Annotated in this window: 17 protein-coding genes; 10 read left to right on the top strand and 7 right to left on the bottom strand. The window is 68.5% G+C overall.

The window, feature by feature from the left end:
* Positions 1–27 precede the first annotated feature (27 nt).
* Complete coding sequence (gene thiD / locus AC3WJT_RS16630) at positions 28–837, top strand: bifunctional hydroxymethylpyrimidine kinase/phosphomethylpyrimidine kinase (protein WP_492344250.1); 810 nt, start codon at positions 28–30, stop codon at positions 835–837.
* Between the two features lie 133 nt (positions 838–970).
* Positions 971–1,546: a nucleotidyltransferase family protein gene (locus AC3WJT_RS16625; protein WP_492344249.1), complete on the top strand. Its 576-nt coding sequence runs from the start codon at positions 971–973 to the stop codon at positions 1,544–1,546.
* On the opposite strand, the gene AC3WJT_RS16620 is transcribed toward AC3WJT_RS16625, so the two are convergent.
* Positions 1,528–2,001, bottom strand: coding sequence for a hypothetical protein (locus AC3WJT_RS16620; RefSeq protein WP_492344248.1), 474 nt, complete (start codon positions 1,999–2,001; stop codon positions 1,528–1,530). The two genes, AC3WJT_RS16625 and AC3WJT_RS16620, sit on opposite strands and share 19 nt — an antisense overlap.
* Positions 2,002–2,045: 44 nt before the next feature.
* Here AC3WJT_RS16620 and AC3WJT_RS16615 point away from each other — a divergent pair, with 44 nt between their 5' ends.
* The gene (locus AC3WJT_RS16615; protein ID WP_492344247.1) at positions 2,046–2,858 is read left to right on the top strand and encodes a PhzF family phenazine biosynthesis protein; all 813 of its coding nucleotides are present in this window, start codon (positions 2,046–2,048) and stop codon (positions 2,856–2,858) included.
* 71 nt (positions 2,859–2,929) lie between these two features.
* Here the strand turns inward: AC3WJT_RS16615 and AC3WJT_RS16610 are convergent, their stop codons facing one another.
* Positions 2,930–3,343 carry a hypothetical protein gene (locus tag AC3WJT_RS16610; protein ID WP_492344246.1) on the bottom strand — a complete coding sequence of 138 codons (414 nt, stop codon included), beginning with the start codon at positions 3,341–3,343 and terminating at the stop codon, positions 2,930–2,932.
* Between the two features lie 115 nt (positions 3,344–3,458).
* Positions 3,459–5,345 carry an ATP-binding protein gene (locus AC3WJT_RS16605; protein ID WP_492344245.1) on the bottom strand — a complete coding sequence of 629 codons (1,887 nt, stop codon included), beginning with the start codon at positions 5,343–5,345 and terminating at the stop codon, positions 3,459–3,461.
* Positions 5,346–5,493: 148 nt separating this feature from the next.
* Between AC3WJT_RS16605 and AC3WJT_RS16600 the strand changes: the two genes are divergently transcribed.
* Positions 5,494–5,835: a hypothetical protein gene (locus AC3WJT_RS16600; RefSeq protein ID WP_492344244.1), complete on the top strand. Its 342-nt coding sequence runs from the start codon at positions 5,494–5,496 to the stop codon at positions 5,833–5,835.
* A 62-nt stretch (positions 5,836–5,897) separates the two neighbouring features.
* Positions 5,898–6,335 (top strand): hypothetical protein, encoded by a 438-nt coding sequence (locus tag AC3WJT_RS16595; protein WP_492344243.1) that lies wholly within the window; start codon positions 5,898–5,900, stop codon positions 6,333–6,335.
* Here the strand turns inward: AC3WJT_RS16595 and AC3WJT_RS16590 are convergent.
* On the bottom strand, positions 6,323–7,228 hold the full coding sequence (locus tag AC3WJT_RS16590; RefSeq protein ID WP_492344242.1) for a DMT family transporter: 906 nt from the start codon (positions 7,226–7,228) through the stop codon (positions 6,323–6,325). The genes AC3WJT_RS16595 and AC3WJT_RS16590 overlap by 13 nt on opposite strands.
* A gap of 176 nt (positions 7,229–7,404) precedes the next feature.
* Here AC3WJT_RS16590 and AC3WJT_RS16585 point away from each other — a divergent pair, with 176 nt between their 5' ends.
* The 4 genes from AC3WJT_RS16585 to AC3WJT_RS16570 all read left to right on the top strand — a co-directional run bounded on the left by AC3WJT_RS16585 (position 7,405) and on the right by AC3WJT_RS16570 (position 12,357).
* The gene (locus AC3WJT_RS16585; RefSeq protein WP_492344241.1) at positions 7,405–8,580 is read left to right on the top strand and encodes a phosphoserine transaminase; all 1,176 of its coding nucleotides are present in this window, start codon (positions 7,405–7,407) and stop codon (positions 8,578–8,580) included.
* A 105-nt stretch (positions 8,581–8,685) separates the two neighbouring features.
* A complete protein-coding gene (gene serA, locus AC3WJT_RS16580; RefSeq protein ID WP_492344240.1) occupies positions 8,686–10,263 on the top strand; it encodes a phosphoglycerate dehydrogenase in 1,578 nt (525 codons plus the stop codon).
* Positions 10,264–10,426: 163 nt separating this feature from the next.
* Positions 10,427–10,588 carry a hypothetical protein gene (locus AC3WJT_RS16575; RefSeq protein ID WP_492344239.1) on the top strand — a complete coding sequence of 54 codons (162 nt, stop codon included), beginning with the start codon at positions 10,427–10,429 and terminating at the stop codon, positions 10,586–10,588.
* 164 nt (positions 10,589–10,752) lie between these two features.
* On the top strand, positions 10,753–12,357 hold the full coding sequence (locus AC3WJT_RS16570) for an AbgT family transporter (protein WP_492344238.1): 1,605 nt from the start codon (positions 10,753–10,755) through the stop codon (positions 12,355–12,357).
* Positions 12,358–12,403: 46 nt separating this feature from the next.
* Here the strand turns inward: AC3WJT_RS16570 and AC3WJT_RS16565 are convergent, their stop codons facing one another.
* Together AC3WJT_RS16565 and AC3WJT_RS16560 are read right to left on the bottom strand one after the other, a co-directional pair.
* Complete coding sequence (locus tag AC3WJT_RS16565; protein ID WP_492344237.1) at positions 12,404–12,799, bottom strand: host attachment family protein; 396 nt, start codon at positions 12,797–12,799, stop codon at positions 12,404–12,406.
* A gap of 156 nt (positions 12,800–12,955) precedes the next feature.
* A complete protein-coding gene (locus AC3WJT_RS16560; protein WP_492344236.1) occupies positions 12,956–13,282 on the bottom strand; it encodes a hypothetical protein in 327 nt (108 codons plus the stop codon).
* 202 nt (positions 13,283–13,484) lie between these two features.
* Here AC3WJT_RS16560 and AC3WJT_RS16555 point away from each other — a divergent pair, with 202 nt between their 5' ends.
* Positions 13,485–14,486 carry a DUF7064 domain-containing protein gene (locus tag AC3WJT_RS16555; RefSeq protein WP_492344235.1) on the top strand — a complete coding sequence of 334 codons (1,002 nt, stop codon included), beginning with the start codon at positions 13,485–13,487 and terminating at the stop codon, positions 14,484–14,486.
* Positions 14,487–14,497: 11 nt separating this feature from the next.
* Here the strand turns inward: AC3WJT_RS16555 and AC3WJT_RS16550 are convergent, their stop codons facing one another.
* On the bottom strand, positions 14,498–15,211 hold the full coding sequence (locus AC3WJT_RS16550) for a GGDEF domain-containing protein (protein WP_492344234.1): 714 nt from the start codon (positions 15,209–15,211) through the stop codon (positions 14,498–14,500).
* Between the last annotated feature and the right edge of the window lie 16 nt (positions 15,212–15,227).

Here is a 15,227-nt window from a genome sequence, read left to right as displayed (position 1 = left end):
GTCGCCGCGCGAGGCTACAACCGCCTCATGCCTGCTCCTGATTCCCCCCGCGGCCGCGTGCTGATCATCGCCGGATCCGACAGCGGGGGCGGAGCGGGCATCCAGGCGGATATCAAGACGGTCACGGCGCTGGGCGGCTATGCGTCCACGGCGATCACCGCCGTCACCGTCCAGAACACCCTCGGCGTCACCGGCGTGCACGCAATCCCCATCGACATCATCGAGGCCCAGGCGCGGGCCGTGCTCGACGACATCGGCGCCGACGCGATCAAGACCGGGATGCTCGGCGACGTCGCCACCGTCGCGCTGGTCGCGCGCCTGCTGGACGGCGCGACAGGCATCCCCGCGGTCATCGATCCGGTGATGATCGCCAAGGGCGGCGCCTCGCTGCTGGCGAGCACCGCGGTCGAGGCGGTGCGGACCCTGCTGGTCCCGCGCGCGCGCCTGCTGACCCCCAATGCGCCGGAGGCCGAGGCGCTGACCGGCTTGCCGGTGCATGATCTCGACGGCCAGCGCCGCGCGGGCGAGGCCCTGCTGGCGATGGGCGCGCAGGCGGTCCTGATGAAGGGCGGCCATGTGCCCGGCGACCGCGTCGCCGATGTCCTGATGACCGCCGCCGGAGAGACGATGTTCGAGGGCGAGCGGATCGACACGCGCCACACCCACGGCACCGGCTGCACCCTGGCCAGCGCCTGCGCGGCCGGACTGGCCCAGGGGCTGGACCTTACCTCAGCCGTGGCCCGGGCCTGGAACTATGTCCACGAGGCCATGCTGCACGCGCCGGGGTTCGGCGCCGGGCACGGGCCGCTCGATCACGCCTGGCCGATGAGGGGATAATGACGCTGCTTATGCAATGCGTGGTTCGAGACGCGGCTTCGCCGCTCCTCACCATGACGAATAGTGTTGCCGCCCTCCCCGTTCGTCATCCTGAGGAGCCTGCGCAGCAGGCGTCTCGAAGGACGCAATATCGATGAGCCGCACACTCGAACAACAGCTGGAGGACATCCTCCGCGCCTCGCCGTCGATTATGACGGTGATGACCCTGGCCCGCGATCTCGCCCTGCCCGACTGGCTGATCGTCTCCGGCGCGGTCTATCAGCGGGTGTGGAACCATGTGACGGGCCGCGAGCCGGACTACGGCGTGCGCGACTACGACCTGGTCTATTTCGATCCCGACACCAGCTGGGACGCCGAGGACGTGTTCATCAAGCGCGCCGCGGCGCTGTTCCCGCCGCCGCTGGATGCGCTGGTCGAGGTGCGCAACCAGGCGCGGGTGCATCTGTGGTTCGAGGACCACTTCGGCGAACCCTACGAACCGCTGTCGAGCAGCACCGAGGCCCTGAGCCGGTTCGTCGCGCCGGCCTTCGGCGTGGGCGTGCGTCTGGAGGCCGACGACAGCCTGACCATCGCCGCGCCGTTCGGGCTGGAGGACGTGTTCGCCATGACGCTGCGGCCCAATCCGCACCGGCCGCTGGCGAAGGGCTGGGAGAAGACCACCACCTCGGCCCGGACCCGCTGGCCGGAGGTTCAGATCGTCGGGGTCTGAGCCGGGGCGTGCAGCCGCCGGTAGTCCTCGATGTGCCGCACCAGTCGCCTCGCCCCGCCATCGCCGAACACCGTGAGCAGCCGCCGACCGATCACCTTGCCGACCATCCCTTCCACGCCCTCGCCGGCGTAGGCGAAATGCAGGGTCGAGGGCGTGACGAGGTCGAGCCCCGGCACGGCATCAACGCCGATCGGCCCCATGCGCGACCACTCGAACGCCTCCGTGCGGCCGAGCGTGTGGTGGATCATGGCTTTGGGCGTCAGTTCCAGACGCCAGCGCCGCCGACCGAACAGCCAGAGCAGGCCCGTCGCCGCCAGCGGCGTCATCGCCACCCAGGCGAAGCTCCAGGGGGCGTCGCGCCAGGGCTCCGGGTTCACCGCCAGCGAAACCCCGAGCAGCAGCCAGAGCGGTGCGAACATCCCGAGCAGCTTGCCGGCATTGAGTTCAAAGGTCATGTCACCCACCTATCGCGTTTCGCCGTTACCCGGGAACTCCGCACATGCGCCAATGGACAGTCGACGCCTTCGCCGCCGCCCCCTTCAAGGGCAATCCCGCCTGCGTGGTCGAGCCCCAGGCGGCCTGGCGCGACACGGCCTGGATGCAGGCGCTGGCGGCGGAGAACAACCAGGCCGAGACGGCGTATCTGCTGACCACGGAAGACCCGGCCCGGTTCGGCCTGCGCTGGTTCACGCCGGCGCTGGAAGTGCCGCTGTGCGGTCACGCGACCCTGGCCGCAGCCCATGTGCTGTTCGCCGAGCTCGGCGTTGCCGCGGACATGATCACCTTTGACACGCTGTCCGGACCGCTGACCGTGCGGCGGCGCGCCGACGGCTATGAAATGGACTTCCCCGCCAATCCGCCGAAACAGACCGCGATTCCGGCCGGCCTCGTCGAGGCGCTGGGCGCGACGCCGGCCGAGGTCTGGGCCGCGAGCTATCTGGTGGCGGTGTTCGACAGTGAGGCGGCGGTGCGCGGCCTGACGCCCGATCTGGCGGCCATCGAGAAGATCGTCGGCGAGGCCACCGGCGGGCGCGGAAACATCTCGGTCGCGGCCCTCGCCGATCCGGGGTCGGGCCATGATGTCGTCAGCCGCTTCTTCGCCCCTGGGTCGGGGATTCCCGAAGACCCGGCGACGGGCTCGGCGCACTGCATCCTCTCGCCGCTGTTCGCCGGCAAGCTGGGCCGCGCCGAGCTGAACTTCCACCAGGCCTATCCGGGCCGGGGCGGCGACCTGAACTGCGAGCATCGCGGCGATCGGGTGCTGCTGCGCGGCCAGGCGGTCACGGTGATCGAGAGCCTGCTGCGGCTCTGACCACAGGAAAACGCCCCGGCTCGGGGAGAAGCCGGGGCGTTCCTTCGCGCTAGTGCTGGTCCGGGGGGAGCCTACCAGCGGCGCGGGTTGTGCGGGAACCGGTCGTAACGATCGGGGTGACCGTCGCGGTCGCTGTCGAAACCGGGACCCGGGCGGGGGTGCGGACCACGGTCATCGCGGTCACGGCGCTCGTAGCGGATCTTGGCGCTCAGGATGTCGAAGCGACGATCCAGGTCACGGCGTTCCCAGGTCTGCAGACCGCCGGTCCGGCGATAGCGGTACTCGAGACGGGCGATGTCCTGGAACTCGGCGCGCAGATTGAGGGCCTCGCGGCGGGTCAGCGAACCGTTGCGAACGCCGACGTCGATGCGCTGGTCGAGCTGGGCCTGACGCTGATTGATGTTCATCCACGGCGCGGCGGCGGCGGGGACGGCGGCGCCGGCCAGGGCGGTTGCGGCCAGCAGCGGGATCAGAAACTTTTTCATATCGAACTTCCTCTTCGCTCACGCCGCCTTGTCGACGACCATGAGCTAGAGAAACACGTGGGACCTGAAACGGTTCTGACGCGCTCGTTGTCTTCCGTTCAGATTCCGGAAGGTCTCAGGCGGCGGCGGCTTCGGCCCTGGCGACCGCGGCGTTGGCGAGCGCGGTTTCGATCGCCTCGTACAGACGGGTCAGCTCGATCGGCTTGGAGACATGGCCGTCCATGCCCGCCGCCATATAGGACTCCACCTGATGCACGAGGGCGTTGGCGGTCAGGGCGAGGATCGGGATGCGCGCGCCGCCTTGGGCGGCCTCAGCCGCGCGGATGGCCCGCGCCGCCTCGACGCCGTCCATGACCGGCATCTGGACGTCCATCAGGATCAGGTCGAACCCGCCCTCGCGCCAGGCCTCGACCGCCTGCTTGCCGTCCGGGACGATATGCAGGTGGACATCCAGCGGCTCCATCACCGCCTGCAGAACCTTCTGGTTGGTGGCGTTGTCCTCCGCCGCCAGGATTCGCAGCTTGCGCTCCTCCAGCGCGTCGAGCGCCGAGATCGGGGCGGCCTGCTCCGCCGGCATCGCCGCGCGGTGCAGCGGCAGGTCGACGGTGAAGGTCGAGCCTTCGCCCTCGATGCTGCGCGCGAATACCGCCCCGCCCATCAGCTGGGTCAATTCGCGGCAGATCGCCAGACCCAGACCCGTTCCGCCAAAGCGGCGGGTGGTGGAGTTGTCGGCCTGGATGAATTTCTCGAACAGGGTCGGCAGCTTGTCCCCGGCGATGCCGATGCCGGTATCGGAGACCGTCAGCCGCAGCCCGCCCGACGGGGAGCGCGAGAACCGGGCCGCAACCGCGCCCTCGGCCGTAAACTTCACCGCGTTGGACAGCAGGTTGCTGAGGATCTGCCGGATACGGTCGGAATCGCCGCGCCACCAGCCGGCGACCTCGGGATCGACCGTCATCCCGAAACGGAGGCCCTTCTGCGCGGCCATGACCGAGAAGGCGCTGACCGCGGTCTCGGCCGCCTCGTCGAGCGAGAAGTCATGCTCGGCGAGCTCCAGCCGGCCAGCTTCGATCTTGGACAGGTCGAGCACGTCGTTGATGACGCTGAGCAGCAGCTCGCCGGACTCGCGGATCACGCCGAGGCGCTGGCGCTGGCGGCCATCGAGATCATCCCGCGCCATCACGTCGGCCATCGCCAGCACGCCGTTCAGCGGCGTGCGGATCTCGTGGCTCATGTTGGCCAGGAACTGCGACTTCAGCACATTGGCCGCATTGGCCATGTCACGCGCCTCGACCAGCTCGCCCATCGTCTGGCGCAGCTCGCGGTCATTGGCGTCGAGCTTGGTCAGCAGCTGGTTGAAGCTCTTGGCCAGGCTGCGGAACAGGTCGTCGTCCGCGTCCTCGGCGACCGGCGTGAACCGGCCGCTCTCGGCCACCTCGCCCATGGCCGTGGACAGCCTGTTGACCGGTTGGATCACGCGACGGGCGAGTGTGTTGGCGACGAACGTGGCGATGCCCGCCGCACCGAAGAACAGCGCGAACGTCAGCGCGAGATAGCGTGGCAGGAGCGCCGAAAGCCGCGGCGACTCGACAGTGGTTATCAGGGTGCCGACCGCCTTGCCGTCGAGTATGACGGGCGTGCGGATCGTGATTTCCCGGCCGCCGCCCGAAGCGGGATCTCGGTGAACCGCAAGGATGCGGCCCCGGCTGTCGATGAGGCTGGCCGACCGGATGCCCGGGGCGTCGATCATCGACTCCACGGCGCTCCGGGCGCGCCCCTCGTCGCCGCGGGCGACTGCCGGCGCGGCGATTTCCGCCACCACGACGTTCATCGCCGCATTGACGACCCGGGTCTCCTGGCGGGAGACCGCCCACTGCTGGAGCATGAAAGTGACGCAGGCCGCGACCAGCACGGCGACGGTCGTGACCAGCGCAACGCTCGCAATTCGCGCCTGAAACGGCGCGTGGCTCAACGTCTGGGAAGTGTCCGTCTTCTGGCTCATCTGCGCGAAACAACAGCCCCTCGGAGGACCCTTATCGCGCAATCTCCCTAACGCTTCGCTTCCGCGACATTTTAACCGTTTATTCACCTAGTCAGAAATTAAGGTTTCGTTTACCTTCGGCTCGCGTAACAGTTGAAGGAGAGTTCAGGTGGAAAAAGCTTTCGTGGCCCAACGCGTGGCCAGGAAATTGTTCGCGACCGAGCACGCACTCGACGCGGCGATGACCGAGGCGGCGGAACTGATGGCGGACCTGCTCAAGGCCCGCAAGGATCTCAACCTCTCGGCCGTGGTCGGCGACGCCGCCCCCGCCAAGCTGGTTGAAGCGCTCTCGGCGCTGGCGGAAGCCCGCACCGCGATCGTCAGCGTGCACAACGAACTCAACGACGTGAAGCTTCGCATCGGCGTGCGGACGAAGATGACCGGATGGGAAGACAAGCCCCCCGAGTCGGATACGCCCAAGAATCGTCAGGACCTGCGCCAGGTCTCCTGACCGGCCAAGGTTGCGATAGTTTAACTCTCTTGCGCCTCTAACTCCGTGTAGAGGCGCAAGAGATGTATCACTCGCTCATTCCACTGATCGGCTGGGGCGCCACCTTCGTGGTGTGCGCCTTGGCATGGTGGAAAGGCGAGCGACCTGAGCAACTGGGCGCCGCCCTGAAGCTGGCCACGTCACTGATCGCCCTGGGCGTTCACCATCTCCTCAAACAGGATGCGATCTCCGGCGCCCTGCTCACAGCGGACGGCGTGCTGGCGATGGGTTTCCTGGCGCTGACGATCCGCTACGCCAGCCTGTGGCTCGGGGCGGCGATGCTGCTCCAGGCCGGCCAGTTCAGCCTGCACGCCTGGTATCTGGTCAGCGGCCTCGAGCGCGACCGCCTCTACGCCGTCGCCAACAACCTGGTGACCATCGGCATCCTGGCCTGCATTCTCGTCGGAACGCTGATCGCCTGGCGCCGCCGCAGCAAGGCCGCCGCGTCTCAGGCCGCCTGAGCGGCCGCCTTGGGACGCACGGTCGTCAGACCGACTCCGCCGAGGATCAGGGCGAGGGCCGCGAACGCGCTCCAGCCCGGACGCTCATGCATCAGCCCCACGCCGATCACCGTCGCCCACAGCGGCAGCAGATAGACCGTCATGCTGGTGAACACCGCACCGCGCCGCTGGATCAGCCAGACCCAGCCGACCGTGCCCAGCCCGCTTGAGAACACGCCCAGCACGATGGTCACGACCAGCGGCCAGAACGGCGGGATCGGCGGCGGCCCCTCCAGCACCAGCGCGCCGATCGTGGCGAGGATCGCGCCGGTCAGGCACATCATCAGCGCGCCGACCGTCGAGCTGACCTGCGGCGTCTTGCGCATCATGATGTTGGACGCCGCGTAGAACGCCGCCGCGCCGATCGCGAGCCCGAGCGCCGCCGCCTCGACCGCGACGCCGGCCAGCAATCGGGGACTGACCAGCACCAGCAGCCCGGCGAAGCCCAGGGCGACACCGACCCCCTTGCGGGCGGTCATCTTCTCGTCGTGCAGGAACAGGTGGGCCAGCAGCACGGTGAACACCGGCGAGGCGCCGTTGCAGATGGCGTTGACCGCGCTGGGCAGGCTGGTCGCCGCTGTCGAGAACATGAAGAACGGGGCCGCGAACCCGACGAGTCCGAGCATGGCGTAGGCGAACCACACGCCCTGTCGATCAAAGGTCACCGGCGGCAGCTGCTCGCCGCGCGAGGCGCTGACGATCCACAGGGTGAAGGCGGCGACCCAGAGCCGGAAGGCTGACACCCAGAACGGATGAATGCCCCCGACCGCGATCTTCAGGCCGGCGAAGGCCGAGCCCCAGATGATCACCAGGACGCCCAGCACCACCCAGTCAATCTTCGCCCGTGACGTCACCGGTTTCCCCCTGATTGCGCCCGGACGTAAGGCGCTCTCCGCCGGCGCGCCAGCGGTTCCTGTCGGCCGCGTCGGAAAAACTCCGCTTGTGCGGCGCAGCGAAATCGGTTCTTTCGGCGGCGGGCCACGCTCTCCCAACGGAGCGCAGTCCATCTGCAAGGATGGGAGACATCGCAGTGAACACGACTCCGCAGAAGCCGGCTTTGCGCCCGGCGCGCCCCGAATTCTCTTCAGGCCCATGCGCCAAGAGGCCCGGCTGGACCCCACAATCCCTCAATGACGCCGTCCTCGGACGCTCGCATCGCGGCAAGCCCGGCAAGGCGAAGCTGAAGCTGGCGATCGACCGCACCCGTGAGGTGCTGGGCGTTCCGGCCGACTTCCTGATCGGCATCGTCCCCGGCTCCGACACCGGCGCCGTCGAGATGGCCATGTGGTCGATGCTGGGGCCGAAGCCCGTCCAGCTGCTGGCCTTCGAGTCCTTCGGCAAGGACTGGGTCACGGACGTCACCAAGCAACTCAGGCTGCCGGACGTGGAGGTGCTCGACGCCCCCTATGGCCAGCTGCCGGACACATCGAAGGTCCGTCCCGACGCCGACCTGGTGTTCACCTGGAACGGCACGACCAGCGGCGTGCGCGTGCCGAACGCCGACTTCATCTCGGCCGACCGCGAAGGCATCGTCATCTGCGACGCCACCAGCGCCGCCTTCGCCCAGGACCTCGACTGGACCAAGCTCGATGCGGTGACCTTCTCCTGGCAGAAAGCGCTCGGCGGGGAGGCCGCCCACGGCGTGCTGATCCTGTCGCCGCGCGCAGTCGCCCGGCTGGAGAGCTACACGCCCGCCTGGCCGATGCCGAAGCTGTTCCGCATGACCGACAAGGGCAAGCTCAACGCCGGCATCTTCGACGGCGCCACGATCAACACCCCCTCGCTGCTCTGCGTCGAGGACGCCCTGGACGCCCTGGCCTGGGCCGACACTGTCGGCGGCTTCGCCGGCATGAAGGCCCGCTCGGAAGCCAATCTGAAGGCGATCGAGGACTGGGTCGCGGTCACGCCCTGGGTCGCGTTCCTCGCCGAAGACAAGGCGATCCGGTCCAACACCTCCGTCTGCCTGAAGGTCGTGGATCCGGCGATCACGGCCCTGTCCGAAGACGTCCAGGCCGACTTCGCCAAGAAGCTTGCGTCCGTCCTGGAGAAGGAAAAGGCCGCCTACGACATCGGCGGCTACGCCAAGGCGCCTCCGGGCCTGCGCATCTGGTGCGGCGCGACGGTCGATACGGCCGACGTGCAGGCGCTGACGCCCTGGCTCGACTGGGCGTTTGCGACCGTCTCCGCCGAGCTGGCCGCCGCCTGATCCCTTGTCCCCGGCCCGCTCGCGCCGGCCGGGGACAACCTCTCCATCATGACAAGCCGGGAGGACCGCGATGCGGCGCCCGTGCATCCCAAAGGAAATCCGCCCATGGCTCCCCGCGTTCTTATCGCTGACAAGCTCAGCCCCGCCGCCGTCGACATCTTCAAGAACCGCGGCGTCGACTTCGACATCAAGACCGGCCTGACCAAGGACGAACTGATCGCCGTCATCGGCGACTACGACGGCATCGCCATCCGCTCGGGCGCGAAGCTCGACAAGGACGTGATCGCCGCCGCCCACAAGCTGCAGGTCATCGCCCGGGCCGGCATCGGCGTGGACAACGTCGACATCCCCGCCGCCACGGCCAAGGGCATCGTGGTGATGAACACGCCGTTCGGCAACTCGATCACCACCGCCGAGCACGCCATCGCGATGATGTTCGCCCTGGCCCGCCAGATGCCCGCCGCCGACGCCTCCACCCAGGCCGGCAAGTGGGAGAAGAACCGCTTCATGGGCGTGGAGCTCTACGCCAAGACGCTGGGCCTGATCGGCGCCGGCAACATCGGCTCGATCGTCGCCGACCGGGCGCTGGGTCTGAAGATGAAGGTCATCGCCTTCGACCCGTTCCTGTCGCCGGAACGGGCCATCGAGATCGGTGTCGAGAAGGTCGAGCTGGAAGACCTGCTCGCCCGCGCCGACGTCATCACCCTGCACACCCCGCTGACCGACAAGACCCGCAACATCCTGTCGGCCGAGGCGCTGGCGAAGACGAAGAAGGGTGTGCTGATCGTCAACTGCGCCCGCGGCGGCCTGGTCGACGAGGTCGCCCTGCGCGAACTGCTCGACAGCGGCCACATCGGCGGCGCGGGCTTCGACGTGTTCGTCACCGAGCCGGCCAAGGAGAACCCGCTGTTCGGCAGCGACAAGGTCGTGGCCACGCCGCACCTGGGCGCCAGCACCAACGAGGCGCAGGAGAACGTCGCCCTGCAGGTCGCCGAACAGATGAGCGACTATCTGCTGACCGGCGCGGTGACCAACGCCCTCAACAGCCCCTCGATCACGGCCGAGGAAGCCCCGCGCCTGAAGCCCTTCGTGGCGCTGGCCGAGAAGATCGGCGCCTTCGCCGGCCAGATGGTCGACTTCGGCATCACCGCCATCGACATCGCCTATGAGGGCGAGGTTTCGGCCCTGAACGTCAAGCCGATGACCAGCGCGGCGCTCGCCGGCGTGCTGCGGCCGATGCTGGCCGAGATCAACATGGTCTCGGCGCCGGCCGTGGCGAAGGAGCGCGGCATCGTCGTTTCCGAGAGCCGCCAGGAGCAGAGCCCGGTCTATGAGAGCCTGATGCGCATCACCATCACCACCGAGAAGGGCAAGCGCTCTTTCGCCGGCACGGTGATCGGCGGCGCGCCGCGCATCGTTGAGGTCAAGGGCATGGAACTGGACGCGGCCTTCTCGCCGGCCATGCTGTACGTCAACAACCTCGACAAGCCGGGCTTCATCGGCGCGCTGGGCATGCTGCTGGGCGAGGCGGGCGTGAACATCGCCACCTTCAACCTCGGCCGGGTCAGCGCTGACGAGGACGCCATCGCGCTGGTCGGCGTGGACCAGGCCCCGGACGCCGCCCTGCTGGCGCGGATCCAGGCTCTGCCGCACGTGAAGGAAGCGCGCGCGCTGGTGTTCTGACCCAGCGGGGACATGTACCGCCTTCGGTACGGGTCCCCGCCGCTTGAAGCCGAAGGGGACACGCACTGAAGTGCATGTCCCCCAGGCCTGGCGACGGAACAGAACAGCCAAGCATGCGCTTTACCTTCCGCACCGCGACCAGGGTCGCTTCAGGAAATCGCGCATGTCCCTCTTGATCTTCGCCATCATCGTTCTGATCGTCGCCTCCCTGATTGCCTGGGCAGTACAGAAGCTGCCCCTGCCCTCGCCGTTCGGCGCGATCATTCAGGCCCTGATCCTGATCGCCGCCGCCTTCGTCATCGGCCAGCGCGCAGGGCTGTTCTAACCGCTCGCGGATGGGTCAGGCGGTTCTGATGGCCGTGATGAGGTGATCCGTCGACCGCCCGGTCAGAGCCCTGGTGATCCCGGCCCGGGCTTGCGCGGGACTGGCGCCCCGATGGAAACTTCGGCAGGTTGGCCGGCCGTATCAGCGCCGGAGCCTCGCCGCCCATGACCGACGAAACCCGACCCGACCGCCAGCGCGGCCTGCTGGGCCTTGTCGAGCGCGTGGGCAATCTGCTGCCCGATCCGACGATGATCTTCGTCTATCTGATCTTTGTCCTCATGCTGGTCTCGGCCCTGGGCGCGGCGCTCGGCTGGGAGGCCTCGCTGCCCTACTCTGGCGAGAAGGCGCCGCAGTACGCCGAGCTCGCCAACGGGGTGCTGACCTACCGCGCCTCCAGCCTGTTCTCCGAAGAGAACATCGCCCACCTGTTCACCGAGATGCCCAAGACCTTCGCCGGCTTCGCGCCGCTGGGTCTGGTGCTGACGATCATGATCGGCGCGGCCGTCGCCGAGCGGACCGGCCTGTTCTCGGCCCTGATCCGCGCCTCCCTGCGCAACGCCAGCAAGGGCCTGCTGACCCCGATCGTGGCGGTCATCGGGATGGTCTCGCACCACGCTTCGGACGCGGCCTATGTCGTGTTCATTCCGTTGGCGGCGATCATCTTCGCGGTCGCCGGTCGACATCCGCTGGCGGGCCTGGCCGCGGCCTTCGCGGCCGTGTCAGGCGGCTACGCCGGCAACGTGATGCCGGGCCAGATCGACGTGCTGCTGCTGGGCTTCACCCAGGAAGCCGCCCGCATCGTCGACCCGAACTGGACGATGAACCCGCTGGGCAACTGGTACTTCATCCTGGGCATCGTCGTGCTGTTCACGCCGATCATCTGGTTCATCACCGACAGGGTGGTCGAGCCGAGGCTCGGGCCCTGGGGCGGGGTGGTCGACGCCGAGCTTCAGGCCGATCTGGACAAGACTGACCTCACACCGCACGAGCGCAAGGGCCTGCGCCATGCGGGCCTCGTCGCCCTGCTGGTCGTCGGCGCCTTCGCGGCCCTGGCCCTGTGGCCGGGCTATACCCCGTTCATCAACGAGGAGGCCGAGGGCGCAGCCCGGCTGCAGCCGCTGTACGCCTCGCTGATCGCCGGCTTCTTCCTGCTGTTCCTCACCACCGGCGCGGCGTTCGGACGGGCGACGGGCCTGGTGAAGTCGCCCGGCGACGTGGTCGACATGATGCAGCACGGCGTGCGGACCATGGCGCCCTACCTGGTGTTCGTGTTCTTCGCCGCCCACTTCGTGGCGATGTTCAACTGGTCGCGGATCGGACCGATCATCGCCATCAACGGCGCGGAGATCCTGCAGGGCATGGCGCTCCCGGCGGCCTTCCTGCTGGTCTGCGTGCTGCTGCTGTCGTCGTTCCTCGACCTGTTCATCGGCTCGGCCTCGGCGAAGTGGAGCGCGCTGTCGCCGGTCGTCGTGCCGATGTTCATGCTGCTCGGCATCAGCCCGGAAATGACCACAGCCGCCTACCGGATGGGCGACAGCTACACCAACATCATGACGCCGCTGATGAGCTACTTCCCGCTGATCCTGGCGTTCAGCCGCCGGTGGGACGGGCAGATGGGCGTCGGCTCGTTGCTGGCGCTGATGCTGCCCTACGCGCTTTGCTTCATGGCCGTCGGGATCAGCATGACGGTCGGCTGGGTGCTGCTCGACCTGCCGCTCGGCCCGGGCGCGCAGGTCCACTGGGCCCCGCCGGTCGCCGGCGGGGGTTAGAACCGGACGACGCTCCTCCCCCGGTGGGAGAGGAGCGGTTCGGTGGTCAGGCCGCCAGGATCGCCGCGGCGATATGGTCGGGCGACTGGCCGGTCAGGTCCTTGGCGATCTCGCCAATCAGTTTGGCCTGCAGCGCCTTGTGCCAGTGCTTGCGCAGCTCGCCGAGCGTGCGCGGGGCGGCGATCACCACCAGCTCGCCGAGTTTGCCCGACAACGCCTGGCTGTTGAGCATGGCGGCGACGCCGGCGGCGAAGTCGCCTTCCTCGCGCGCGCCATGGTCAGGGTTGGCCGAGCTGGTGTGATGGCCCGCGGACGCGCCCCCGCTGGCGACGGCCGGCGCCGGCATCGCCTCGAGCTTCACGACCTCATGGCCGACATTGTGGAACATCACGAGCTTGCCGCCGTCGACGACGGCCACCGTGGCGCCTGTAGGAAGAATCATCGCGTGTCCTCTGGAGTCTCTGGAGCCTGCTAACGGCTGGCAGAGAGCGCGGTTGCGACGACGGCGCGTTGATATGCGTCATGGCCGGGGCCGCTTCGCCCGCACCGGATGACAGAAAGACTTGATGGAATTGTCCGCGCCGGAGGGCGGGCGCCGTCAGGCCCCGGTCTCGTCCACGACGATGGAGACCGTCTTGCCGCGCGAGTGCGGCTCCCATCCCGCCTCGATCGCCGAGGCGATGGCCCGGGCGACCAGGTCAGGATTGATCATCTCGGGCTTGAGCATCGGGGCGCCGTAGCGGGGCTGTGGCCCGGCCGGAAACTCGATCACCGCCTCCCGCTGCCCCTCGGCATGCCGCGCGGCGACGGCCATGCCCTGGAAGGCGTTGGTGTCGCTCGACCACTGCGGCCGCCGTTGCAGCCGCCAGACATACGGCTCCCCGTCGACGGTGATCTCGAATTCCGGGTTCTGCTTGCGCGCCATGGCAGGGAGGTAGCGCGCCGGGCCCGCGGACGCCAGTGCGGTTGCCGAGGCGGGATCGCCGCCTTCCCGGACATGGAGGAGGCTTCCATCACTCTGGGGAACGCCATCTATGGGGTCAGGGCCGGCGTTCCAGTCGCAGGGCTGCCGGCGCGAAACATGACACGGGGCCCACGACACGTCGTCGCGCCCGGGAGAGAAGCGAATGTCCACCGCCCTCAAGACCGACGAAGCCATGCACCCGACCGGCGAGGACCGCGCCTGGAGCGAGAGCTACTATTTCAACTTCATCGATCCGACGTCTGGCGTGGGGATGTTCACGCGCATGGGCTTCCGGCCCGGAAGCGGCTGGGCGGACGCCCTGCACGCCGTCTATCTGGGCGGCCAGCGGGTGGCCTTCACCTATGGCCGCCGCGACATCGGCAAGGACCTGACCGCCTATGACGGCGACCTGAAGGTCGGTGATCTGGCCCTGACCTGCGTGACGCCGTTCAAGCACTGGACGGTCGCCTACCATGGCCCGGCGCAGGACATCGCCGACGGAGCCATTCTGGTGACGCCTGCCAGGGAGCGGCCGGAAGGCTGGTTCATCCCCGCCGATCTTTCCATGACCGTGACCATCGAGACGCTGACCGAGCCGCATTACGCCGCCAACGGCGCGCACGGTCACTTTGAACAGAGCATTCACGCGATCGGCAGTCTGACTCTCGGCGGCGAGGAGATCGCCTTCGATGGCTACGGCGTGCGGGACAAGTCCTGGGGCCCGCGCAACTGGGGCGGATCAAGCGTCGGCGGCGGCGCGCCGGTGGCCGGCTCCACCCCCGCGGCGCCCAGCCCGTTTGTCTTCTGGTTCTCGATGAACTTCGGGGCCGATGTCTCCCTGGGCGGCGCCTGTTTCCGCCGGGCCGACGGGACGATGAAGGGCAAGGGCTGGATCCAGGACGGCGAGGGGATGGACACCTTCGACGATGTCGCGGTGGAGACGACCTTCCGCGCCGGCTCCATCCTGCACGAGACCGTCACCCTGACCGGGCGCACCGGCAAGGGCCGCGCCGTGAGGATCGAGGGCCAGGTGCAGAGCATGTGCCCGACCAAGATCCCGTTTCCGGGCGGGGCCACATTCGTGAACGAGGGTCTGGCGAAGTTCGTCATGGACGGGCGCGAGGGCTTCGGCATCGCCGAGTCCTGGCACAATGTGACGCGGTAGCCGCCCGGGTCCTAGGCCCGCGCCTTCTTGCGCACGAACATCGCCGCGTCGGCCTCGGCCAGGGCGGTTTCCGGGTCCATGCCGGGTTCGACCGGACGGATGCCGTAGCTGACGCGGATCGGGGCGGACCAGTCGCCGAGGTTCATCGGCTGGTCCTCGATCACCTTGCGCAGGGTCTCGGCCTTCGCGCCGGCGGTTTCCATGTCGGCCTGGACCAGGATGACGGCGAATTCGTCGCCGCCCAGCCGTCCGACGATGTCAGTCTCGCGCGTATTGGCCAGCAGGCGGTCGGCCACCTCGCGCAGGGCCGCGTCTCCGGCGGCGTGGCCGAAGCGGTCATTGACGCTCTTGAAGCCGTCGAGATCGAAATAGACCAGGCTGGCCGGGGCGCCGTAGCGGGCCGAGAAGGCGCCGATGCGGTGCAGCTCACGCACGAAGGCACGGCGGTTGAGCAGCGGGGTCAGCACGTCGCGGTCGGCCAGGGCCTCGACTTCCTGAAGGCGGCCCTTGAGGCGCGAGACCTCGCCGCGAAGGTCCTCGACCTCGGTCAGCAGCGTCTTGATCGCGCCCTGGACGGCGGGGGTCAGGTCCGCTTCGGACAGGCCGAGGAAGGCGGTCTTGTCCACCGGCGCGGCGGACGACGCCGTCGCCTGGGCGCCCGCCTGCGCCAACGCGCGCTTGCGGATCGCCGAAAAAGACTCCGCCCGTGCGCCACCGATCTTCATGAGAGAATCATACCGC

This window comes from Caulobacter sp. FW305-C-30-S16 (assembly GCF_058783025.1).
This window is presented reverse-complemented; position numbering and strand designations above follow the sequence as displayed.